General features: G+C 72.4%; 20 protein-coding genes and 1 tRNA gene. 14 read left to right on the top strand and 7 right to left on the bottom strand.

Annotation, left to right across the window (positions count from 1 at the left end; all coding sequences use genetic code 11):
• The first annotated feature begins 35 nt into the window (after positions 1-35).
• The 5 genes from FB380_RS00335 to FB380_RS00315 all read left to right on the top strand — a co-directional run bounded on the left by FB380_RS00335 (position 36) and on the right by FB380_RS00315 (position 5,403).
• On the top strand, positions 36-1,844 hold the full coding sequence (locus FB380_RS00335; protein ID WP_229682018.1) for a copper resistance CopC/CopD family protein: 1,809 nt from the start codon (positions 36-38) through the stop codon (positions 1,842-1,844).
• Between the two features lie 37 nt (positions 1,845-1,881).
• On the top strand, positions 1,882-2,613 hold the full coding sequence (locus tag FB380_RS00330; protein ID WP_166753346.1) for a YcnI family copper-binding membrane protein: 732 nt from the start codon (positions 1,882-1,884) through the stop codon (positions 2,611-2,613).
• Positions 2,610-3,278, top strand: a complete 669-nt coding sequence (locus FB380_RS00325) for an SCO family protein (RefSeq protein ID WP_166753345.1) — start codon at positions 2,610-2,612, stop codon at positions 3,276-3,278. Before FB380_RS00330 ends, FB380_RS00325 begins: the two co-directional genes overlap by 4 nt.
• Positions 3,275-4,366: a hypothetical protein gene (locus FB380_RS00320; protein ID WP_166753344.1), complete on the top strand. Its 1,092-nt coding sequence runs from the start codon at positions 3,275-3,277 to the stop codon at positions 4,364-4,366. The genes FB380_RS00325 and FB380_RS00320 overlap by 4 nt, the downstream gene beginning before the upstream one ends.
• A gap of 158 nt (positions 4,367-4,524) precedes the next feature.
• Positions 4,525-5,403, top strand: coding sequence for a M23 family metallopeptidase (locus FB380_RS00315; RefSeq protein ID WP_166753343.1), 879 nt, complete (start codon positions 4,525-4,527; stop codon positions 5,401-5,403).
• Between the two features lie 92 nt (positions 5,404-5,495).
• Here FB380_RS00315 and FB380_RS00310 read toward each other — a convergent pair whose 3' ends face one another.
• The 5 genes from FB380_RS00310 to FB380_RS00290 all read right to left on the bottom strand — a co-directional run bounded on the left by FB380_RS00310 (position 5,496) and on the right by FB380_RS00290 (position 10,292).
• Entirely contained in the window at positions 5,496-5,978 is a 483-nt protein-coding gene (locus FB380_RS00310; RefSeq protein ID WP_166753342.1) for a hypothetical protein, read from the bottom strand.
• Positions 5,975-6,262 carry a helix-turn-helix transcriptional regulator gene (locus FB380_RS00305; RefSeq protein ID WP_166753341.1) on the bottom strand — a complete coding sequence of 96 codons (288 nt, stop codon included), beginning with the start codon at positions 6,260-6,262 and terminating at the stop codon, positions 5,975-5,977. Before FB380_RS00305 ends, FB380_RS00310 begins: the two co-directional genes overlap by 4 nt.
• A gap of 52 nt (positions 6,263-6,314) precedes the next feature.
• Complete coding sequence (locus FB380_RS25735) at positions 6,315-7,046, bottom strand: response regulator (protein ID WP_166753340.1); 732 nt, start codon at positions 7,044-7,046, stop codon at positions 6,315-6,317.
• Entirely contained in the window at positions 7,043-9,592 is a 2,550-nt protein-coding gene (locus FB380_RS00295) for an ATP-binding protein (protein ID WP_229682017.1), read from the bottom strand. The genes FB380_RS25735 and FB380_RS00295 overlap by 4 nt, the downstream gene beginning before the upstream one ends.
• Positions 9,593-9,659: 67 nt before the next feature.
• The gene (locus tag FB380_RS00290) at positions 9,660-10,292 is read right to left on the bottom strand and encodes a DedA family protein (protein ID WP_166753339.1); all 633 of its coding nucleotides are present in this window, start codon (positions 10,290-10,292) and stop codon (positions 9,660-9,662) included.
• A 224-nt stretch (positions 10,293-10,516) separates the two neighbouring features.
• On the opposite strand from FB380_RS00290, the gene FB380_RS00285 reads away from it, so the two are divergent.
• The 7 genes from FB380_RS00285 (at position 10,517) to FB380_RS00255 (ending at position 16,436) form a co-directional block, all read left to right on the top strand.
• Positions 10,517-10,951: a helix-turn-helix domain-containing protein gene (locus FB380_RS00285; RefSeq protein ID WP_166753338.1), complete on the top strand. Its 435-nt coding sequence runs from the start codon at positions 10,517-10,519 to the stop codon at positions 10,949-10,951.
• Between the two features lie 10 nt (positions 10,952-10,961).
• The gene (locus tag FB380_RS00280; RefSeq protein WP_166753337.1) at positions 10,962-11,384 is read left to right on the top strand and encodes a VOC family protein; all 423 of its coding nucleotides are present in this window, start codon (positions 10,962-10,964) and stop codon (positions 11,382-11,384) included.
• A gap of 369 nt (positions 11,385-11,753) precedes the next feature.
• Entirely contained in the window at positions 11,754-11,834 is an 81-nt protein-coding gene (kdpF, locus tag FB380_RS26175) for a K(+)-transporting ATPase subunit F (protein WP_166755923.1), read from the top strand.
• Entirely contained in the window at positions 11,834-13,543 is a 1,710-nt protein-coding gene (gene kdpA, locus FB380_RS00270; protein ID WP_166753336.1) for a potassium-transporting ATPase subunit KdpA, read from the top strand. Before kdpF ends, kdpA begins: the two co-directional genes overlap by 1 nt.
• Before the next feature lie 61 nt (positions 13,544-13,604).
• The gene (kdpB, locus tag FB380_RS00265; RefSeq protein WP_166753335.1) at positions 13,605-15,662 is read left to right on the top strand and encodes a potassium-transporting ATPase subunit KdpB; all 2,058 of its coding nucleotides are present in this window, start codon (positions 13,605-13,607) and stop codon (positions 15,660-15,662) included.
• Positions 15,662-16,270, top strand: a complete 609-nt coding sequence (gene kdpC, locus FB380_RS00260) for a potassium-transporting ATPase subunit KdpC (protein WP_166753334.1) — start codon at positions 15,662-15,664, stop codon at positions 16,268-16,270. The genes kdpB and kdpC overlap by 1 nt, the downstream gene beginning before the upstream one ends.
• A gap of 93 nt (positions 16,271-16,363) precedes the next feature.
• Positions 16,364-16,436: transfer RNA gene (locus FB380_RS00255), tRNA-Ala, on the top strand.
• A gap of 245 nt (positions 16,437-16,681) precedes the next feature.
• Here FB380_RS00255 and FB380_RS00250 read toward each other — a convergent pair.
• Entirely contained in the window at positions 16,682-18,328 is a 1,647-nt protein-coding gene (locus FB380_RS00250; RefSeq protein ID WP_166753333.1) for a P-loop ATPase, Sll1717 family, read from the bottom strand.
• A gap of 239 nt (positions 18,329-18,567) precedes the next feature.
• Entirely contained in the window at positions 18,568-19,428 is an 861-nt protein-coding gene (locus FB380_RS25730) for a helix-turn-helix domain-containing protein (RefSeq protein ID WP_166753332.1), read from the bottom strand.
• A gap of 101 nt (positions 19,429-19,529) precedes the next feature.
• On the opposite strand from FB380_RS25730, the gene FB380_RS00240 reads away from it, so the two are divergent.
• Together FB380_RS00240 and FB380_RS00235 are read left to right on the top strand one after the other, a co-directional pair.
• The gene (locus tag FB380_RS00240) at positions 19,530-20,918 is read left to right on the top strand and encodes an MFS transporter (protein WP_166753331.1); all 1,389 of its coding nucleotides are present in this window, start codon (positions 19,530-19,532) and stop codon (positions 20,916-20,918) included.
• Between the two features lie 83 nt (positions 20,919-21,001).
• The gene (locus FB380_RS00235; protein ID WP_308423030.1) at positions 21,002-22,306 is read left to right on the top strand and encodes an HNH endonuclease signature motif containing protein; all 1,305 of its coding nucleotides are present in this window, start codon (positions 21,002-21,004) and stop codon (positions 22,304-22,306) included.
• Positions 22,307-22,354 lie beyond the last annotated feature (48 nt).

The following is a 22,354-nucleotide window of genomic DNA, read 5'->3' as shown; positions in this document are numbered from 1 at the left end:
GGAACTGGACGGCGGGCCGCGACGACTGTGCAACCGTGCAGCAGCAGGAACGGACCGGGCGAGCAGCTCCTCGCCGTCCCGCGGCGGGGGTGCGCCGGCTGTCCGGCGCCGTCCTGCTGCTGGGGGTGCTCCTCGGCGTGCTCGTCGACGTGGGCACCGCGCGCCCGGCGTCCGCGCACGCCACGGTGGTGACGACGACGCCGGGAGACAGCGCCCGGCTGGACTTCGCGCCGGCCGAGGTGGTGGTCGAGTTCGACGAGCCGGTCTCCCTGGGCGCCGGGTACGCGCGGGTGCTCGACGGGGACGGCGAGCGGGTCGACACCGGCGCCGCCGACGTGCGCGGCAGCACCCTCACCGTGCCGCTGCGCGAGGGGCTGCCCGACGCCGGCTACGTGGTCACCTACCGGGTGGTCTCGGCGGACTCCCACCCCGTCTCGGGGGCCTTCTCCTTCGCGGTGGGGGAGGGGGAGCTGGTGCCGGCCGGCTCCGTGGGCGAGGGGGACGGCGCGGACCCGGGCGTGGCCGTGGCGTTGCCGGTCGCCCGGTGGCTGACCTACCTCGGTCTGACTCTCGGGGTCGGCGTGCCGCTCACGCTGGCCACGTGCTGGCCGGGGGGCTGGGCGGTGCCGCGGCTGCGGCGGCTGGCCGGTGCCGGGCTGGCCGCGGTCGTCGTCGGTGGGGTGCTCTCGCTGCTGCTGCAGGGGCCCTACGCGGCCGGGAGCGGCCTCGGGTCGCTGCTGGACCTGCAGCTGCTGGGCACCACGCTGGACTCGACCTTCGGCCGCACGCTGCTGCTGCGGGTGGTGCTCGCCGGCCTGCTGGCCGCCGTCCTGCTGGGCGCCTGGCGGCGGGGTCGTGGGCCCGGCACGGGCGGGCTGGTCGCGGCCGGCGTGGTGGCCGCCGCGCTGGTCGTGTCGGTCGCGGCGGTCGGCCACCCGGTCGCCGGGCAGCTCCCGGTGCTGGCCGTGGCGGTGGCCGCCGTGCACGTCGCGGCGATGAGCGCCTGGCTGGGCGGACTGGTCGCCCTCTTCGCCGGTGCCCTCCGCGGGCCCACGCCGGCCGCGGAGCTGACCGCCGCGCTGCCCCGGTGGTCGTCGCTGGCGGCCGGCTGCATCGGTGCCCTGGTCGTCACCGGGGTGCTCCAGTCGGTCCGGGAGGTCGGGTCGGTCTCCGCGCTCTTCGCCACCACCTACGGCTGGGTGCTGGTGGCCAAGGTCGGGGTCGTGCTGCTGGTGCTGGTCGCTGCGCTGGTGAGCCGAGACTGGGTGCAGCAGCGGGTGGGCACCCGCCGCCGTCCCTCGCGCCGGGTCGTCGCGCAGGCCTTCGCGGCCGGGGAGGCACCCACCACTGGCGACGCCGCCACCGAGGACGCCGCCACCGAGCCGCCGGCGACGGTCGGCGTGCTGCGCCGGGCGGTGCTGCTCGAGGTCGTCGGGGCGGCCGTCGTCCTCGCGTTGTCCGCGGTGCTGGTCGGCACGCCGCCGGCGAAGGCCGCCGTCGCCCAGCCGGTCGAGGTGACGCTGCCGCTCGAGTCGGCCGCCAGCACGACCGGGAACGGGATGGTGCAGGTGACCCTGGACCCGGCCACCCCCGGGCCCACCACGCTGCACCTGTACCTGTTCGACGCCGACGGACGGCTGACCCAGCCGCAGCAGATCGGGGTCACCCTCACCGAGGTCGAGCAGGAGATCGGCCCGCTGGACGTCGAGCTCGCCCCGGCCGGGCCCGGTCACTACATCGGCGAGCCGACGCTGCCCACCGACGGCACCTGGACCCTGACGGCGACCGTCCGGCTGGACGAGTTCACCGCGGTCACCGCCAGCACCGTCTTCCCGGTGCGCTGAGCACCCCCGTCACGACACACCCATCCGAGGAGAACCGTTGTCCCCGTCCCTGCTCCGTCCCGCGCGCCGTCCGGCCGTCGTCCTGCTGACCGCGCTGCTCGCCTCGACGGGCGTGCTCGTCGCCGGCACCGGGGTCGCGTCCGCGCACGTCACCGTCTCCTCGGTCGACGCCGAGCCGGGTGGCTACGGCAAGCTCACCTTCCGGGTGCCGAACGAGAGCGACACCGCCAGCACGGTCGGGCTGCGCATCCAGGTGCCCACCGACACCCCGCTCACCTCGCTGCGGGCCCAGCCGGTGCCCGGGTGGACCGTGTCGATGACCGAGGCGCAGCTCCCGGAACCGGTCGAGGTACACGGCGAGCCGGTCGAGCAGGCCGTGTCGGTCGTGGAGTTCCGGGCCGACGAGGGCCAGGGCATCGCGCCGGGTGAGTTCCAGGAGTTCGCCCTCTCGGGTGGGCCGTTCCCGGACACCGACGAGCTGACCTTCAACGCGGTGCAGAGCTACAGCGACGGCACCGAGGCGGCGTGGATCGAGCCCACCGTCGACGGCCAGCCGGAGCCGCAGTACCCGTCGCCGGTGCTGTCGCTGACCGCCGCGGGCGCCGAGACCCCCACCGACACCGCGGGGACGGCGACCCCGGCCGCGGACGACGAGGCCGGCAACGGCACGGCGGTCACCGCGCTGGTGCTGGCGGTGCTCGGGCTGCTCGCCGGGCTGGGCGGTCTGTTCCTCGGCCTGTCCGCGCGCCGACGTACCGTGTCCTCGTGAGCGTTGCGTCCCGCCCGGCCCGTACCGGCCTGACCGCCCTGGCCCTCTCGACCGGCCTGCTGCTGGCCGGCTGCGGCGGGGACGCCGACGCCAGTGCCGGGGACGCCGGGCACGACCACGGGTCGGCGGAGGCGCCGGCCACGCTGGAGGGCGGGGTCCGGGAGGGCGGCATGCAGCTGGTCGACCCGTACCAGAAGCCGGACTTCACGCTCACCGACACCAGCGGTGCGCCGTTCGACTTCGCCGCGCAGACCGCGGACGGGCCGACCCTGCTGTTCTTCGGGTTCACGAACTGCCCGGACATCTGCCCGACCACGATGGCCGACGTCATGCTGGCCCTCGGCGAGGTCGACCCGGCGGTCGCCGAGCAGACCTCGGTGGTCTTCGTGACCACCGACCCGGCGCGGGACACCCCGGAGGTGCTGGGGGAGTACCTGGACCGGTTCGACGCCGGCCTGCCGACCTCCTTCGTGGGCCTCACCGGGAGCCAGGAGCAGATCGACCAGGCGCAGCTGGCCGCCGGCGTGCCGCTGGCGCAGGACGGCGGCGAGAGCCACTCGGCGCTGCTGCTCCTCTACGGCACCGACGGGGAGGCCGACGTCGCCTTCGACTCGGCCAACACCGCCCGCGACATCGCCACCGAGCTGGCTGCCGCCGCCGGGTGACCCGCGCGGGGCACGTCCGGAGGACCGCGGCGGGCCGGCTGCTCGTCGTCCTGCTCGGGGTGCTGGCCGTCCTCGCCGTCGCGGCGCCCGCGTCGGCGCACGTGGGCGGGGGCGAGGCGGGCAGCGACTTCGACGCGGCCGTGCGGTCGGTCTCCCCGGACGTGCCCGGGCTGACCGTGCGGGTGCTGCAGTTCGGTGACGAGCTCGAGGTGGTCAACGCGACCGACACCGAGGTGACGGTGCCGGGGTACTCCGGTGAGCCCTACCTGCGGATCGGGCCGGACGGCGTCTGGCGCAACGCCGCCAGCCCGGCGACGTACCTCAACCTGGACCGGTACGGGCGGACGCCGATGCCCGACGGCGTCGACATCACCGCGGCGCCCCGCTGGGAGCAGGTGTCCACCCAGGCGCAGTACGTGTGGCACGACCACCGGACGCACTGGATGACCCAGGACCAGCTCCCCCCGGGCGTGGCCGCGGACCCGTCCCGGCCGCACACGGTGATCGAGTGGACCGTGCCGATGGCCCACGGCGGCACCGACGTCGTCGTCGCCGGCGTGCTCACCTGGAGCCCACCGCCACCGGCCTGGCTGGTCTGGCCCGGCTACGCGCTGGTGCTGGCCGGCGCGGTCGCGGCCGGCTGGTTCGCCCGCGGGCCGCGGCTGCTGGCCGGTGCGCTCGCCGTCGGGGCGCTGGCCTCGATGTACCACGCGCTGGCCACCCCGGAGCCGCCGAGCAGCGTCTCCTCGCACGTCGGGGCGATCGTGTCGGCTCTGCTCCCGGCGTTGCTGGTGCTGCTGGCCGCGGCGGTCGGGGTGCGGGCGGCCGGTCGCGGTAGCGGCGGGCTCACCGGCCTGATGGCGGTGGCGGTCGGCTGGCTGCTGCTGGTGCAGGGCCTGCCCGACGTCGACGTGCTGTGGACGGCGAACGCGCTGACCGCCGGGCCGCCGGTGCTGGCCCGGGTGGCGGTGGCGGTGCTCGTCGCCGGTGGGCTCGGGCTGGTGCTCGGCGGGGTGGGCGCGGCCCGCCGGTTCCGGGACGGCGCCCGCGCGCCGGTCCACCAGGTGGACGAACCCGCCCTGTCCTGACCTGGTCGGCGGGTCCGTGGGACGCCTGTGACAGTGACTCGGCGTGTCGTGGCGAACACGCCGAGCATCGAATTACAACGCTGTCACTTGATGTTTGGATGTCCCGGACCGAGCCGGAGCCAGTGGGGGACGCCGGGGGTCCCAGGGGAGGCAGGCGCATGGGTTCGAGGCACGCCGGCGCCACGGTCCGCACCCGCGGACGTGCGGTCGCCCCGTCCTCGGGCGCTCAGCCCTCGGTCGCACCGTCCTCGGGGGCGCAGTCCTCGGTCGCGCGGCCCGTTGCCTCCCCGTCGTCGGGGTCCTGGCCGGTCGTCCTCCCGGCCACGCCCGGTGCGGTGGCCCGCCGGCGCCCGGCGGCGCTGCTCGCGGCGCTCGTCGTCGGTGCCGTGGTCGCCCTCGTCGGCACCCAGGCGCTGCCCACCGCCGATGCCCGGGAGTCGATCCCGGTGGAGCAGCTGCTCGGCTCGGACGCCGAGGGGCTGCTGGAGACCGAGCTCACCCCGCAGCTGGCGATCACCGAGGTCGAGGCGCGTGCCCGGCTGGAGGAGGTCGCCGCCTCCCGTGCCGAGCGGGCCGACCGGGTCGCCAAGGAGCAGGCCGCCGCAGCTGAGGCCGCCGAGGCAGCGGCGGAGGCCGCCCGGCCGAAGGCGTCGCCGCCGGTGAAGGGGGCCCGGCTGACCAGCTGCTTCTGCCAGCGCTGGGGCACCATGCACTGGGGGATCGACCTGGCGGCGCCGATGCTGACCCCGGAGTACGCGGTCGAGGACGGCGTCGTGCTGCGCGCCGGTGCGGCCAGCGGCTACGGCCTGGCCGTCTACATCCTCGGCGTCAGCGGGGACGTGACCGTCTACGGGCACATGGAGAAGATCCAGGTCGAGGCCGGTGAGGTGGTCAGCGCCGGCGATCAGATCGCGCTGCTCGGCAGTCGTGGCCAGTCGACCGGCCCGCACCTGCACTTCGAGGTCCACTCCGGCGGCCTGGACGGCAAGCGGGTCGACCCGGTCGCCTGGCTGGCCGCCCGCGGCGTCGAGGTCTGAGGGAGGGCGCCCACGACTCGCGAGCTCACCGCGAGATCCCGTTCAAGGTCCCGCGCTGAGCGTGCGAAGCGTGGGGGGAGCGGGGTCCTTGCTCAGATGCGGCGGGTGGCGGCGGCGACCATCGTGGGCAGCACCAGGCTGATGTGGAACGTCAGCAGGAGAGCGCCCAGGACGACGCCCGCGCCGGGGGCGGCCCAGCCGGCGGTCAGCCAGACGGCGGCGACGGCGAGCTCCACCGTCAGCAGGCCGAACCCGATCCAGTAGGCGCGGGCGTACACCTCGCCGCGCACCTGCCACTGGCGCTCGTCCAGCGCGTCCGCCGGGAGCTCCTCCACCCCGCGGGTGCTGGCCTTGAGGGCGCCGAGGAGCAGGACGAAGGCGATCATCACGATGCTCAGGCCGACGACGAAGACCACGGGTGCACGCTCGGCGAGAAGGCAGAGGGCGCCCTCGACGACCAGCAGCCCAGCGAGGGCGGCGACCAGCCGGCGGCGCATGCGCGGGGTGCGGAGCGACTCGAACTGCGGGTCGTCGAGGCGGGCGGCGCGGCGCTGGGTGCGGGTGGGGGTGCTCATCGGGACTCCCTTTCTCGGGGCAGCGGGGTGCCGTAGACCTGCTCGGACAGGGTGCGGAACGGGGTGAGGGAGAAGACCGCCTCCATCGGGAGGCCGAAGACCGCAGCCAGCCGCAGCGCGAGGGTGGCGCTGGGGCTGTACTCGCCGCGCTCGAGGTAGCCGATGGTCTGGTAGTGCACGCCGACCGCGTCGGCCAGCTCCTGGCGGGACATCCCGCGCTCCGTGCGCAGGACGGTGAGCCGGTTGTACAGCTGAGGCTCGTCGGAGCGTTTGCGCGGCGGCATGTAGCAAAGTTACTACAAAGGATCTGTCGCGCGCTACGCCGGCGTCAACCCTTCAGTGGCCCCCGTCCAGGGGCCCGCCCTCAGCGTGCGAGGGGTGGGGAGGAAGGGGGTCCTTCACGAAGCGGTAGCCCATGCCGGGCTCGGTGTGCAGGTACCGCGGGTGGGCCGGGTCGGGCTCGAGCTTGCGGCGCAGTTGGGCCAGGTACACCCGCAGGTAATTGGTCTCCCGCTCGTAGGCCGGTCCCCACACCGACTTGAGCAGCTCCCGCTGGCCGACCAGCCTGCCTGGCGCGCGGACGAGCTCCGACAGCAGCGCCCACTCGGTGGGGGTGAGCCGCACGGGGACGCCGCCGACGATGACCTGGCGGGCGGCGAGGTCGACGGTGAAGTGGTCGGTCTGCACCACCGGCTCACCGGGCAGGGGGGTGGCCCGGCGCAGCGCCACCCGCAGCCGGGCGAGCAACTCGGGCATGTCGAAGGGCTTGGTGACGTAGTCGTCGGCGCCGGCGTCCAGCGCCCCCACCTTGTCCGAGCTGTCGCCGCGGGCGGAGAGCACCACGACCGGCCCGGTGAACCAGGGGCGCAGCCCGGCGAGCACCTCGGTGCCGTCGAGGTCGGGCAGGCCCAGGTCGAGCACGACCAGGTCGGGGTGCGCGGCGGCGGCCTCGGCGAGCGCGGTGCGCCCGTCCTCGGCGGTGACGACGTCGAACCCGGCGGCGCGCAGGGTGATCCGCAGGGCGCGGCGCAGCTGCGGGTCGTCGTCCACGACGAGCACCCGGCTCACGCCTCGGCCACCGTCAGCCGCGGCACGGGGGCAGCGCCAACCGGGGCGGCCGGCAGCGACACGACCATGGTCAGCCCGCCGCCGGGGGTCTCCTCGGCGGTGAGCGTGCCGCCCATCGCCTCGGTCAGGCCGCGGGCCACGGCCAGTCCCAGGCCGACGCCCTGCCCGGCGGGGGAGTCGCCCAGCCGCTGGAACGGGGCGAACATCCGGTCGCGGTCCCGGGCGGGCACGCCGGGGCCGCGGTCGACGACGCGCAGCTCGACCCGGCCGTCCAGCCGGGAGGCGTCGACGTGCAGGCCGCCGGTCGCGTGGCTCGCGGCGTTGAGCAGCAGATTGGCCACCACCCGCTCCAGCAGCCCCGGGTCGGCCAGCGCCGGCGGCAGGTCGGCGGCCTCCCCGCGGGCCACCCGGCGTCGCTCGGTGGGCTCCAGCCAGGTGAGCGCGCGGCTGACCACCGCGGCGAGGTCGACCGGCGCCGCGGCGGGGGTGACCACGCCGGCCTGCAGCCGGCTCATGTCCAGCAGGTTGTCGACCAGGCCGGTCAGCCGGTCGGCGGACTCGTCGACGGTGGCGACCAGCTCGGCGCGGTCGGACTCGCTGAGCTCCAGCTCCTCGGTGCGCAGCGCGGAGGCGGCGGCCTTGATCCCGGCCAGCGGGGTGCGCAGGTCGTGGCTGACCGCGGCAAGCAGGGCGTTGCGCATGCTGTTGCCGGCGGCCAGCCGGGAGGCCTCCGCGGCCTGCGCGGCGAGCCGGCCCTGCTGCAGGGCCACGGCGGCCTGCTCGGCGAAGGAGACCAGCACGCGCCGGTCGCCGGCGGGCAGCGCCCGGCCGCACAGCCGCAGGGTCAGCGTGTCGGTGACGGCGACGTCCTCGACCTGCTCGTCGGCGCCGTGCTCGCCGCAGGTGCCCACGGTCTGCTCCCGGCCCTCGGCCGTCTCGACCATGGTCACCGAGCGCAGCCCGAACGCCTCCCGGATCTGCTCCAGCAGGCTGGGCAGCCCCCGGTCGCCGGCGAGCACGGAGCGGGACAGCGACGCGAGCATCGCGGTCTCGGCGCGGGAGCGGGCGGCGGCGGTGGCCCGGCGCGCGGACCGGTCGACGACGGCGGCCACGGCGACGGCCACGACCACCCCGCCGAAGAGCGAGACGACGTCGTCGACCTGGCTGACCGTGAGCCGGCCGGTGGGGGCGGTGAAGAACCAGTTGGCCACCAGACCGCCGGCGACCGCCGCGGCGAGCGCCGGCCACAGCCCGCCGACGATGGCGACGGCCATGACCAGCAGCACGAACACCAGCAGCACGCTGGCCAGGGACAGCGCCGCCTGGGCGGCGATGCAGCTGAGCGCCAGCACCGGGACGCCGACGGCGGCCAGCAGCCACCCCAGCCAGTGGCGCCGCGCGGTGAGCGCGCCCTGGCTGCGGGGCAGCCGCCAGCGCTGTGACCCGGCGGCCGAGTGGGTGACGATGTGCACGTCGATCTCGCCGGAGCCGGCGATCACCCGCCCGCCGATGCCGCCGCGCAGCGCCCTGGCCCAGCGGGTGCGCCGGCTGGTGCCGATCACGAGCTGGGTGGCGTCGACGCCGCGGGCGAACTCCAGCAGCGCCTCGGCGACGTCGTCCCCGACCACCTGGTGGTAGCTGCCGCCCAGGCTCTCCACCAGTGACCGCTGGGCGCGCAGCGCGCCGGAGGAGGCGCCGGCCAGGCCGTCGCCGGACAGCACGTGCACGGCGAGCAGCACGCCGTTGCCGCTGCGCCGGGCCACCCGGGAGGCGCGGCGGATCAGCGTCTCGCCCTCCGGCCCGCCGGTGAGCGCGACCACCACGCGTTCGCGGGCCTCCCAGACGTGGTCGATGGCGTGCTCGGCCTTGTACGTCCGCAGCCCCTCGTCGACCCGGTCGGCCAGCCACAGCAGGGCCAGCTCGCGCAGCGCGGTGAGGTTGCCGATCCGGAACCAGTTGCCCAGCGCGGCGTCGACCCGCTCGGCGGCGTAGACGTTGCCGTGCGCGAGCCGGCGGCGCAGCGCCTCCGGGCTCATGTCGACCAGCTCGATCTGGTCGGCCCGGCGGACCACCGCGTCGGGCACGGTCTCCTGCTGCGGGACGCCGGTGATCTGCTCGACGACGTCGTTGAGGCTCTCCAGGTGCTGCACGTTGACCGTGGTCAGCACGTTGATCCCGGCGTCGAGCACCTGCTCGACGTCCTGCCAGCGCTTGGCGTGCCGGCTGCCGGGCACGTTGGTGTGCGCGAGCTCGTCGATGACCACCCAGTCGGGCCGGCGGGCGAGCAGCGCGTCGACGTCCAGCTCCGCCAGGGTCACGCCGCGGTGGGTGACGGCGGCACGGGGGAGCACCTCCAGCCCGTCGAGGGCGGCGACGGTGCGTGGGCGGCCGTGCGTCTCGACCAGGCCGACGACGACGTCGCAACCCCGCTCGCGGCGCCGGTGGGCCTCGCCGAGCGCGGCGAAGGTCTTCCCGACGCCGGGAGCGGCGCCGAGGTAGATGCGCAGGGTCCCGCGGGCCATGCCGCCCATGATCACCCCGCCCACCGACACTCCGGTGCAGCCGGGCGTCAGGATCCCGTCAAGACCACCTCCGGCGGGTGAGGGCGGTGGCTCAGCCGGCCTGGCGGTGCGGCCGGCAGGTCAGGGGCCCGTGCCGCAGCCGGCGACGGACCAGCAGTGCCCCGGCCAGGACGATGACCACGGTGACCGGCACCCAGCCGGCCTCGGCGGCGACCTGCTGCCCGAGCTCCCGGGCCAGCAGGACGACCGTGGTGGCCCACGCGGTGCTGCTGGCGGCGACGACCGGCCCGAGCAACCGCAGCGGCACCCCGCCGCCGCCGGCGACGCGGGGCGTGAGCGTCCGGGTGACCGCGGCCCAGTGCGCGGCCGCGAGCACCAGGGCCGTGTGCCGGGGAGACCGGCTGGTCAGCCACGTCTCCGCCTGCCGGACCGCGGGTTCGACCCGGGTCCGCAACCTGCCCTGCGGTGGGCCGGTGGCCCGGCGCTGGTGGCCGCGCAGCCAGCCGTGCACCGCCCCACCGGCGCTCGCGGCTGCGGCGACGGCGATGGGCAGCGCCGGGTGGGTCCCGGTGGTCGCCGACCACAGCCCCAGGACGACGAGCGTGGTCGAGCCGGGCAGCAGCACCCCGGCGATCACGCCGCTCTCCAGTGCCAGGACGAGGGCGGCGACCCCGAGCACCAGCACCGCCGGCCAGCCGCCGACCCGGTCGAGCACGGCGCTCACCACGGGAGGGTCCGCACCGTCGTCGTCCGCATCTGCCCGCCCCCTTGATCGCCGTCGGGCCGACGGTGGTCGGTGCCGCTGGCGATCGGCTGGGCTGAGCCTGTCGGGAACCGGTGCCCGGGCGCATCAGGGAACGCCCTGATCCTTGACGGCGAGGGCCGGCGACGCGACCGTCGTCCGGTCAGGGGAGGGGGCGCCATGGGCAGCACGCCGCGACCGGTCCGATGAGCCGGGCGAGCGAGGACTCCAACCGGCGGATGCTGCGCGCCCGGGACGCGATGGACCGCGCCTACGCCGAGCCCCTCGACGTCCCGACGCTGGCCCGGCTCGCGCACGTCTCACCGGCGCACTTCAGCCGCACCTTCACGGCCACGTTCGGCGAGCCCCCGCACCGCTACCTGCAGCGGCGCCGGGTGGAGCGGGCGATGTTCCTGCTGCGCAGCAGCGACCGGTCGGTGACCGAGATCTGCATGAGCGTCGGCTTCAGCAGTCTGGGCACGTTCAGCCGGGTGTTCGCCGACATCGTCGGGGAGCCGCCGAGCGTCTACCGGCGGCGCGGGCCGCTGGCGCCGGTGCCCTCCTGCTTCGGCATGCGGTGGCTGCGGCCGAGCGGGGAGACCGCACGTTCGGAGAAGCCCGGGGACCCCGCCCGGTCCTAGCGTCGCTCGCATGTTGACCTCCCTCTCGATCACCTCCCTCTACGTCCTCGACCAGGACCAGGCGCTGGACTTCTACGTCGGCACGCTCGGCTTCGAGGTGCAGACCGACCAGCAGTTCGGTCCGATGCGCTTCCTGACCGTGGCGCTGCCCAGCGACCCCGGGCACGCCGTCCTGCTGGAGCTGCCCGCGCCGCCCTCGGTCAGCCCGGAGATCGCCGGCCAGGTGCGCGATCTGGTCACCAAGGGCGCCGGCGGCGGACACCTGTTCTTCACCACCGACGACGCGCACAAGACTCACGCCGCGCTGAAGGAGAAGGGCGTCGAGCTGCCCGAGGAGCCGGTCGTGCAGCCCTACGGCATCGACTTCGGCTTCCGCGACCCGTTCGGCAACTCCGTGCGGATCGCCCAGATGACCCCGCCGCCGTCCGCCTGAGACCGCCGTTGTGCGCTGACGGCCGGTTCCCCAGCCGGGAACCAGCAGTCAGCGCACAACGGTGGCTACGGCCCGCGCGCCGCCGTTCGCCTGGGACCCACCGTGGGGCAGAAATGGCCATTTCTGTCCCCATCGGGGACGACCGTCAGGACGGCGTCAAGGTCGCCGCCTCCCGCCGTCAAGGACGCGTCAAGACACCCGTCAGCACCGCTGAGCGCTCCTAGCGTCGCCGCCCGGACGTGGACGACGACCGGTCGTCCACCCGGATGCGGATGAGGGTGCTCTCGACGTGACCGACGTGGTCTACGTGCTCCTGACGCTGGTGGTCTTCGGGCTGCTGGCACTGGCGGTGCGAGGGGTGGAACGGCTGTGACCTGGGTTGCGCTCGCCGTGGCCATCGGCCTGGTGCTCTACCTGCTCGGCAGCCTGCTGTTCCCGGAACGGTTCTGATGAGCAGCACCGCAGCCGGCTGGCTGCAGGTGGCGCTGCTGGTGCTGGCACTGGTCGCCGTGCACAAGCCCCTGGGCGACTGGATGGCCCACGCCTTCACCACCGGCCCCGCCTCCCCGCCTGGGCAGGAATGGCCATTTCTGCCCACTGGTTCAGGGCACTGGCGGGTGGAGCGGCTGGTCTACCGCGCGGTGGGCGTGGATGCGGACACGGAGCAGCGGTGGCCGGTCTACCTGCGCAGCGTGCTGGCCTTCTCGCTGGTGTCGGTGCTCTTCCTCTACCTGCTGCAGCGCGTGCAGCAGTGGCTGCCGCTGGACAACGAGATGGCTGCGGTCGAGCCGGGCTCGGCCTGGAACACCGCGGTCAGCTTCGTGACCAACACGAACTGGCAGGGCTACAGCGGCGAGTCGACGATGGGCCACCTGGTGCAGATGGCCGGGCTGGCGGTGCAGAACTTCGTCTCCGCGGCCGTCGGCATCGCGGTGGCGATCGCGCTGGTGCGCGGCTTCGCCCGCAGCGGCACCGACCGGCTGGGCAACTTCTGGGTCGACCTCACCCGGGCGATCGCCCGGGTGCTGCTGCCGCTGGCCACGGTCGCCGCCGTCGTCCTGGTGCTCGGTGGCGTGGTGCAGAACCTGTCGTCGGGCACCGACGCGACGACGCTGGCCGGCGCCACCCAGTACCTGCCCGGCGGGCCGGTGGCCTCGCAGGAGGCGATCAAGGAGCTGGGCACCAACGGCGGTGGCTTCTACAACGCCAACTCCGCGCACCCCTTCGAGGGCCCGAGCGCCTGGATCTCGCTGTTCCAGGTGTTCCTGCTGCTGGCCATCCCCTTCTCGCTGCCGCGCACCTTCGGCCGGATGGTCGGTGACCGTCGTCAGGGCCTGGCCATCGTCGGCGTGATGGCGTCGCTGGCCGTCGCCTCGGCGGCGCTCACCAGCTGGGCGCAGGCCCGGGCCGGGGGAGCGGCGCTGCAGCTCGCCGGCGCGGCCACCGAGGGTCAGGAGGTGCGCTTCGGCGGTCCGCTGTCGGCCCTGTTCGGAACGGCGACGACGCTGACCTCCACCGGCGCGGTCAACTCGATGCACGACAGCTACACGCCCACCGGCGGGATGCTCGTGCTGGCGAACATGATGCTCGGCGAGGTCGCGCCCGGCGGGGTCGGCTCGGGGCTCTACGGGATGCTCGTGCTCGCCGTCGTCGCGGTGTTCGTCGCCGGCCTCATGGTCGGCCGGACGCCGGAGTACCTGGGCAAGAAGCTCGGCCGCCGCGAGATGACGCTCGCCTCGCTGTACGTGCTGGTCACCCCGGTGCTCGTGCTCACCGGGACGGCGGTGGCGGTCGCCACCGACACCGGCCTGAGCTCGCTGCTCAACAGCGGGTCGCACGGCTTGAGCGAGCTGCTCTACGCCTTCACCTCGGCGTCGAACAACAACGGCTCGGCGTTCGCCGGGCTGAGCGCGAACACGCCGTTCTTCAACACCGCGCTGGGCCTGGCGATGGCGTTGGGCCGGTTCCTGCCCATCGTGCTGGTGGTCGCGCTGGCCGGCCGGCTCGCGGTGCAGGGCAAGGCGCCGGTGACCGCCGGGACGCTGCCCACCCACCAGCCGCTGTTCGTCGGCCTGCTGGGCGCCGTCGTCCTGGTCGTCGTCGGCCTCACGTACTTCCCGGCGCTCGCGCTGGGCCCCCTGGCGGAGGCCCTCGCATGACGACCACCCCTTCCACCGATATGGCCATTTTGGTAGCCCCGACACACGCAGAAGGACTGTCATGACCGCGGCGCTCGATCGCCCACCCGTGCACACCCCCGCCGAGCCCCGCCCGCAGCAGCGGGCGTCGATCGAGTGGGGCCCGGCCCTGGCCGGCGCCGTCCGCAAGCTCGACCCGCGCGGCCTGGTGCGCCAGCCCGTGGTGTTCGTGGTCTGGGTCGGCTCGGTGTTCTCCACCGTGCTGGCCATCACCGACACGTCGGTGTTCGGCTGCCTGATCGCCGGCTGGCTGTGGCTGACCGTGCTGTTCGCCAACGCCGCCGAGGCCGTGGCCGAGGGGCGGGGCAAAGCGCAGGCCGACACCCTGCGCAAGGCCCGGCAGACCACCGTCGCCTACCTGCTGGACGGCGGTGAGGTGCCCGCCGCCGACCTGCGGCCGGGCATGCGGGTGGTCGTCGTCGCCGGGCAGATCATCCCGGGGGACGGCGACGTCGTCGAGGGGATCGCCAGCGTCGACGAGTCGGCGATCACCGGGGAGTCGGCGCCGGTGATCCGCGAGTCCGGCGGTGACCGCTCGGCGGTGACCGGCGGGACGACGGTGCTCTCCGACCGGATCGTCGTGGAGGTCACCAGCAAGCCGGGAGAGACGTTCGTCGACCGGATGATCGCGCTGGTCGAGGGCGCCTCCCGGCAGCGGACGCCGAACGAGATCGCGCTGAACATCCTGCTCAGCTCGCTGACGATCGTGTTCCTGGTTGTCGTCATCACGCTGCAGCCGCTGGCCGTCTACTCGGGTGCGGAGCAGTCGCTGACCACGCTGATCGCGCTGGTGGTGTGCCTGATCCCGACCACGATCGGGGCGCTGCTGTCGGCGATCGGCATCGCCGGGATGGACCGGCTGGTGCAGCGCAACGTGCTGGCGATGAGCGGCCGCGCGGTCGAGGCCGCCGGTGACGTGAACACCCTGCTGCTGGACAAGACCGGCACCATCACCCTCGGCAACCGGCAGGCGTCGGAGTTCGTCGCGGTCGGCGGGTGCTCCGACGAGGAGGTCGCCGACGCCGCGCAGCTGGCCTCGCTGGCCGACGAGACGCCGGAGGGGCGCAGCATCGTCGTCCTGGCGAAGGCCAGCTACGGGCTGCGCGGGCGGGACGACCTGCCCGGTGCGGAGTTCGTGCCGTTCACCGCGCAGACCCGGATGAGCGGGGTCGACCTGCCCGACGGCCGGCAGCTGCGCAAGGGCGCCGCGGGTGCGGTGCTGGCGTGGGTGCGGTCGCAGGACGGGCCGGTGCCGCCGGAGGTCGAGGACGTCGTCGACAGCATCTCCGCCGTCGGCGGGACGCCGCTGCTGCTCGCGGTCGCTGCTTCGGACGGCGCCCGGGTGCTGGGTGTCATCCACCTGAAGGACGTCGTCAAGGCGGGGATGGCCGAGCGGTTCGCAGAGCTGCGCCGGATGGGCATCCGCACGGTGATGATCACCGGGGACAACGAGCGGACCGCCCGGGCGATCGCCGCGGAGGCCGGCATCGACGACGTGCTGGCCGAGGCGACGCCGGAGGACAAGCTGGCGCTGATCCAGCGCGAGCAGTCCGGTGGCCGGCTGGTGGCGATGACCGGTGACGGGACGAACGACGCCCCGGCGCTGGCGCAGGCCGACGTCGGGGTGGCGATGAACACCGGGACGACCGCGGCCAAGGAGGCCGGCAACATGGTCGACCTGGACTCCGACCCCACGAAGCTGATCGAGATCGTGGAGATCGGGAAGCAGCTGCTGATCACCCGCGGGTCGCTGACCACGTTCTCCATCGCCAACGACCTGGCGAAGTACTTCGCGATCCTGCCGGCCATGTTCGCCGGGGTCTTCCCGGGGCTTTCCTCGCTGAACGTCATGAAGTTGGCATCCCCGGAGTCGGCCATCCTGTCGGCCGTCATCTTCAACGCGCTGATCATCGTGGCGCTGGTGCCGCTGGCGCTGCGGGGCGTGAAGTACCGGCCGGCGTCCGCGTCGGCGATGTTGCGCCGCAACTTGCTGGTCTACGGCATCGGCGGCGTGGTGCTGCCGTTCATCGGGATCAAGCTCATCGACCTGCTCGTCTCTCTGATCCCGGGGATCGCGTGATGTCCGCTCTGCGTTCGGGCCGCCAGCTGGTGGCCGCCGTCCGTGCCCTCCTCGTCGCCACCGTGGTGCTCGGGCTGGCCTACCCGCTGCTGATGACCGGTGTGGCGCAGCTGATCGCGCCGGCCCAGGCCGACGGCTCGCTGGTGTCGGTGGACGGCACCGTGGTGGGGTCGTCGCTGATCGGGCAGTCGTTCACCGACTCCGACGGCGACCCGCTGCCGGAGTACTTCCAGACCCGGCCGTCGGCGTCGGACTACGACGGGGCGGCGTCGGGTGGCTCGAACCTGGGGCCGAACTCTTCCGAGTTGATCGACCTGGTGGGGGAGCGGCGGGCTGAGGTGGCCGCGTTCAACGGGGTCACCGAGGACGAGGTCACGGCCGACGCGGTGACGGCGTCGGGCTCGGGGCTGGACCCGGACATCTCGCCGGAGTACGCGGCCATCCAGGTGGAGCGCGTCGCAGAGGCACGCGGGGTGCCGGTGGACGAGGTGCGCGCGTTCGTCGAGGAGCACACGGCCGGGCGGGATCTCGGGTTCGTCGGCGCGCCGCACGTTCGGGTGCTGGAGCTCAACCTGGCGCTCGACCATCGCTTCGGCGCCGAGGGCTGACGACACGGCGCCCGGCGGGGACCCCTCCGCCGGGCGCCGTTCACCCTGATGTAGTGTTCTCCACGGCTCGGACACACCAGACCGGGTCGGCAAGGGGCTGTGGCGCAGCTGGTAGCGCACCACACTGGCAGTGTGGGGGTCAGGGGTTCGAGTCCCCTCAGCTCCACCGCAAAAATAGGCCGCTCTCCAGACTGGAGAGCGGCCTATTTTTTCTTTTCAGGCCGTCCCTGTTGGCTGCTTCAGATCTCGTCGCTGACCTCACCTCTCGGTGGCTGAGCACGAACGGACTGAACAAAAATCTAGGTAGACGCGACGCTATGGTCTGCCCCCGCTTCGGTCAACGGGCACTCATCGAGCTGTCAATGCAACCTGGCGGAGGCTAAATCCATGCGAGAAGCGGGTTGCATCCGCCTAGTCGTGACGAATGTCCAACGCGGACCGAAATGCAGGATGCACGCTAAATATCGTACATCGTTCCAGATTGCTTCGGATCGCCAAATAGCTTGAATCGTCTTGAGCGAAAACGACCTCGCCCCGCGCCCCGGCGCCGCAGCCTAGGAAGCCCACTTCGAACAGTAGGGCCACGATGGCCGAATACATGTCCTCCCAAGAGTCATCGGCCCGGGCGTTCCATATCGGTTCTGTGAGCGATGTGATCCATCGACTGCCGGCGAACGACGGGTCAGTCGTCAAGAGAGCCACGTCTTCGAATATTTGTCGGCATCGGTCTCGATCCAGTAGTACTGGCGTCGCTTCAAAGGCCTGAAAGACTCGTTCGATGCCCGGGTAGTTCGGCTTCCACTCGTCCCGGAGGGCCAAAAGTCGGTTCTTCGAGTATGGGCGCTCTGCACTGTGGATCATGTCCCATGTTATGCGCGGTTTGCCACCGGTAAGAGCCAAGCACTCATTGAAGTAGGCGACCGCGTCCCGGGGTCGGAGGAGCGTGCGCCGCAGAACATATTCGAGCGCATTGCCACGCGTCTTATTGGTCGCGGGCAGGAGGTCTTTGACGCCGCTAATAGATGGGAGGTCGTGTAAAGCGGCAGCAGCCCGTGCTCGCGCGCTGAGTAAAGCTTCCATATCCGCCGGCGTCCAGCGGAGCTGCATGGTTAGGGATCGGAACTTTTCCTCTTGCCCACCAGTCTTTGCTCCGAAGTCCAGAGCTTGAAAGATGTTGGTACGGAGGCCGACAAGAATCTTGAGGTTACGCACGCGCTTCAGGTCGATGACCGCTCTGAATAAGCAGCGGATTAATGCATTGGCAACCTGCTCGTCGGCCCAATCGCGATCGAGGTCGTCGATGACTATTAGAGTGTAGTTTTGCGGATCGTCAAGTATATCTTCGTCAAGTACCGTGATCATCTTATTGAGGCGCGGTAGTTGTGTTTCGTTGACGATTCTCTGAAACCGCTCGGCCTGCTCAACTCGCGTCTCCGTCGACCTAGTCTCGGCGTCGCTGGTAGTTGCTTTGGCACCACCTATCCCGGGTAGTGAGAGATCACCCCCAGCTTCGTCCCTTATCTGATTCTCAAAGCGGGTTGTGATGTCCTTTACTCGCTCGTCCGTCTCGCACCAAAACTTGCCTTCAAACTCCTCTAGGTACTCTAGCGCCGCAGCTTTACTGCGGTCTCGTCTGATTTTATCCATCAGAGTGGACAGGAAGTTCTGCTTAGCCGCAGGGGTGTCGACTTTGTAACGCTTTCTTATGATCTCGATGAGCAGGACGTGCTTCCACAGGGCGATGAACAATGGGTCGAGATGAACGTTCAGCGCATTCAAATACTGAAGGACGCCAAGATCTGCAATGTAGGGCAGAGACAGGTCCTCCGGCGTGATCCGGATGACATGCTGATAATCTTGCTGCTCGAGGCGTTGGAGCACTGCCGATTTCCCGACGCCGGTTCGACCAACCAGAAAACACCGCGGATCTTGCTGGGAGGCGGCGGCAAGGAACTGGCCCGACTCGAAGAACCCATCTGTCAAGAGCGGGTCCGCCTCGGCTTGCTCTCCGCCTAAGGTAAAGCTTCCTCGAAGCCGTCGATCTTGTGCCTTAGCCATGTATCCCCCATGTGATGCCAGCTGACGGTGAGCACGTGCATGGCCACTCTATGTGATGCAGGTAACTGTGAAGAGATTGACGCATGGTCGAGTTCAGTGGATTCGAAGAAGCTGACGGCGACGAGGACTGTCCTTTGCAGGTCACGGTCGTCGTGCCAGGAGGGCGTCGGCTTGGGCCCAGCCCATCTCGCAGCCACCGACTTGCCGAGCGGGCGCCAGCCCGCGACGTTCCGATCTGATCAGGCGAGGGTCTGAGCGGGGAGTCCGGCGACGCTGCCGCAGCGCAGTAGATCCAGCGCGGCGGCGGACGGCGTCGCGGGCTCGGCCGAGTAGAAGAGCACGCGGGAGCCGGGGTCGTCGGGTGGGGTGAGCACCTCGAACGCCACCGCCAGGTCACCGACCTCCGGGTGCCGCAGCTGCTTGGTGCCCGACACGCACACGGCCACCGGGTGCCGCGCCCACAGCCGGGCGAACTCGGGGCTCTGCACGGTCAGCTCGCCGACCAGCTGGGTCAGCTCGTCGTCGTCCGGGGACCGGCCGGCCAGCACCCGCAGCGACGACACCGCCCGCTGCGCCTCGTCGTCCCACCGCTGGTAGAGCTCGCGGGTGTGCGCGTCGAGGAACAGCAGCCGGGTCATGTTCGGCCGCTCGGCGGGCCGGTGTGGTGAGGCGAACGGCAGGTGCCCGGCCACCAGGCGGTGCCCTAAGGCGTTCCAGCCGAGTACCTCGCTGCGTCGGCCGAGCACCACCGCCGGGGTGTCCGGCATCGACTCGATCAGCCGCAGCATCCCCGAGCGGATCGTGTCCGGACGCGGTCGGGAACGGCGCCGCGCGGGGGTTCGGGCCAGGGTGAGCAGGTGCGCCCGCTCGTCGGCGTCCAGCTCCAGCGCCCGGGCCAGCGCATCGAGCACCGCCTCCGACGCGTTTGCGCTCAGCCCCTGCTCGAGCCGCGCGTAGTAGGTGGCGCTCACCCCGGCCAGCATCGCCAGCTCCTCGCGCCGCAGCCCCGGCACCCGCCGCGCGCCGTAGCCACGCAGCCCGACGTCTGCCGGCTGCAACGCCGCGCGGCGCACGCGCAAGAACTCCCCGAGGTCGGTCACGGGCCCATCCTGCTCCTGGCGATCATGCCCAGCCTGTCCCTGCCGGTGACAGGCAGACGGGGGAGTGGTTGCCCGGCGGGCACCGGCGCAGCGTCGCCGGGGTGACCACTCTCGCCCCGCCGACCAGGCACCGCACCGCCCTGGCCGTGCTCCTCACCGCCAGCTTCACCCTCGCCGTCGACTTCTCCATCCTCAACGTCGCCCTGCCCACCATCGGCACGGACGTCGGCTTCGGCCTCGCCGACCTGCAGTGGATCGCCACCGCCTTCGCGCTCTGCGCCGCCGGGCTCACCCTGCTCATGGGCCGGATCGCCGACCTCGCCGGACGGCGGCGGATGTTCCTGCTCGGCATGGCGCTGCTCGGCGCCGGCTCCCTGCTCGGTGGGCTGGCGACGACGCCGGCGGTGCTGCTGACCGCGCGGGTCGCCCAGGGCGTCGCCACCGCGATCGTCGTCCCGGCCGCCCTGGCGCTGCTGCTCGGCACCTTCCCCGAGGGCCCCGCGCGCGAGCGGGCGCTGGGGCTGAACGGTGCGCTGATGGCCGCGGGGTTCACCACCGGCGCGGTCCTCGGCGGGCTGCTGACCGACCTGCTCAGCTGGCGGTGGGCCTTCTTCCTCAACGTCCCGGTCGCGCTGCTCGTGCTGATCGTGGCCCCGCGGGTGCTCGTCGAGCGCCCCGCCGAGCAGCGCACCCGGCTCGACCTGTCCGGTGCGGGGACCGTGACCCTCGGCCTGCTCGCCCTGGTCTTCGGGCTGACCCGCGCCGCGTCCCACGGCTGGACCGACGCCCCGACGCTGTTGGCCTTCGCCGCCGCGGTTGCGCTGCTGGCCGCCTTCGTCGCCGTCGAGCACCGGACGGCGTTCCCGCTGGTGCCGCTGCCGGTGCGCCGCCGGCGCAGCGTCGCCGTCGGCAACGTGGCCGGTGCGCTCGCCTTCGTCACCGAGACGTCGCTGGTCTTCCTGCTCACCCTCTACCTGCAGGAGGTGCTCGGCTACAGCCCGCTCGGCGCCGGCCTGTCCTTCGCGGTGCTCGGGCTCGGCACCGTCGCCGGTGGGCTGCTCGGGCCGCGGGTGATCGGCCGGTTCGGCACCCGGACGGCGATCGTCGGCGGCTTCCTCGTCCAGGCCGTCGCGACGCTGTCGCTGGTGCTGGTCTCCGAGGACGCTTCCTCGATCTGGCTGGTGCTGGCGGCCACCTTCGTCGGGGGAGTCGCCAACCTCGTCGTCATCGTCGGGTTCACCGTCACCGCGACGTCCGGGCTGCCCGAGAACGAGCAGGGCCTGGCCACCGGGCTGACCACACTGAGCCAGCAGATCGGCATCACCCTCGGGACGCCGGTGATGAGCGCGGTCGTCACCGCGGCGGTGCTCGGCGGCGCCGGGGTGCTCGACGGCGTGACGACGGCGATCGCGGTCAACGGCGCGCTGTGCCTGCTCGGCGCGGCCGTCGTGGCGGTGTTCCTCGACGGGCGGTCAGCAGCTCGACGGTGACCGTCATCAAGACGTCGTCCCCGGCGGCCGGTGCGGCTGTCGACGCTGCGGACGACGGCCGGTCCGACGACCCGGCGTGACGCGTGCGTGACTCGACGATGCGGCCTCTGAGCTGGTCTTTCGTCTTGCTCGATGACTTCGATCGCGATACTGTTCGAACACACGTTCGAACGCGTCGGGAGGTGGCTGTGAGCGAGTTGCGGTCGGCCCTCGACGCGCTGGCAGCCGATGACCTGTTCGAGCTCACCGCCGGTCAGGTGCTGGACCGGACGGCGGTGCTGGTCCAGCTCGGCAACCGGGTGGCGGCAGAGCTCACTCGCACGGTGCGGCACGCCGAGACCACCCAGGCCGCCGAGCACGACGGCATCAAGACCATGCGGTCCTGGTTGATCGGGCACGCGCGGTTGGCACCCAATGACGCGTCGAAGGTGGTGCGGGCCGGTCGGGCGTTGGAGCACTTCCCGGTGTTGGCGGCGGGGTTCGCCGACGGTCATGTGACGGCGGTCCAGTTCGGCGTGGTCGCGGACGAGGTCGGTGCGCGTGAGCGGGGTCTGGCTGCTGAGCAGGGCATCGACCTGTCCGCCTTCGACCAGGACTGGGCCGTCGTCGCGGCCGGGTCACGGCACGAGTCGTTGGTGTCGGCGGTGCAGGCTTTCGAGGCCGCCCTCGACCCCGACGGGCCCGAGCCGGATCCGACCGAGGGTCGGACGTTCACGATGGTCAAGCACGCCGATGGCAGCATGACCGGCCGGTTCGAGCTGGATGCCGCGGGTGCGGAGAAGGCGCAGGCGGCGATCGAGTCGATCGTGCAGGCCGACCGGCCCAAGGGTGATGAGCGGACGAGGACGCAGCAGAACGCTGATGCGTTCGTGCAGCTGTGTGACAACCAGCTCGCCGCAGGGAACCTGCCGATGCTGCGCACGGTGAAGCCGCACGTGGTGGTGACCATCGACCTCCATGACTTGGTCGACCCCGCGACCGGCCCGGGTGCGGCGCGGACCGGTTTCGGGGCGACGATCTCCGCCGCCCGGGCCCGCTACCTGGCTTGCGACGGCTCCATCTCCCGGATCGTGATGAGCCCCGACGGCGTTCCGCTGGACCTGGGCCGGGACCACCGGGTGGTCACCCCAGGCCTGCGCAGAGCCGTCGAACGGCGAGACGAGAGCTGCGTCTTCACCGGCTGTCACGCCCCGAGTCATTGGTGCGACGTCCACCATCTCGTGCACTGGGTCCACGGCGGCGAGACCGACCTCGACAACTCCGCGCTGCTCTGCGAACGACACCACACCAAGGTCCACCACGGGTTCCGCGTCGAACGGGATCCCGGCGGACGATGGCGCACCTGGAGACCCGACGGCACCGAGATCCTCCTCGGTCCGCTGCTCTGACCTGCTGAGCCACCGGCCACCGGGCGCAGCACAATCGCGTCCCGTCGC

The sequence above is a fragment of the Modestobacter marinus genome (assembly GCF_011758655.1).
Classification (GTDB): domain Bacteria; phylum Actinomycetota; class Actinomycetes; order Mycobacteriales; family Geodermatophilaceae; genus Modestobacter; species Modestobacter marinus.
The sequence above is the reverse complement of the archived record's forward strand: the minus strand, read 5'-3'. Positions and strand labels throughout refer to the sequence as shown.

What these genes read in the sequence shown, in the direction of transcription:
- FB380_RS00315 (WP_166753343.1), top strand. Translation starts at nt 4,525, where the DNA reads ATGGGTTCGAGGCACGCCGGCGCCACGGTCCGCACCCGCGGACGTGCG.
- FB380_RS00310 (WP_166753342.1), bottom strand. Translation starts at nt 5,978, where the DNA reads ATGAGCACCCCCACCCGCACCCAGCGCCGCGCCGCCCGCCTCGACGAC.
- FB380_RS00305 (WP_166753341.1), bottom strand. Translation starts at nt 6,262, where the DNA reads ATGCCGCCGCGCAAACGCTCCGACGAGCCTCAGCTGTACAACCGGCTC.
- FB380_RS00285 (WP_166753338.1), top strand. Translation starts at nt 10,517, where the DNA reads ATGAGCCGGGCGAGCGAGGACTCCAACCGGCGGATGCTGCGCGCCCGG.
- FB380_RS00280 (WP_166753337.1), top strand. Translation starts at nt 10,962, where the DNA reads ATGTTGACCTCCCTCTCGATCACCTCCCTCTACGTCCTCGACCAGGAC.
- kdpA (WP_166753336.1), top strand. Translation starts at nt 11,834, where the DNA reads ATGAGCAGCACCGCAGCCGGCTGGCTGCAGGTGGCGCTGCTGGTGCTG.
- kdpB (WP_166753335.1), top strand. Translation starts at nt 13,605, where the DNA reads ATGACCGCGGCGCTCGATCGCCCACCCGTGCACACCCCCGCCGAGCCC.
- kdpC (WP_166753334.1), top strand. Translation starts at nt 15,662, where the DNA reads ATGTCCGCTCTGCGTTCGGGCCGCCAGCTGGTGGCCGCCGTCCGTGCC.
- FB380_RS00250 (WP_166753333.1), bottom strand. Translation starts at nt 18,328, where the DNA reads ATGGCTAAGGCACAAGATCGACGGCTTCGAGGAAGCTTTACCTTAGGC.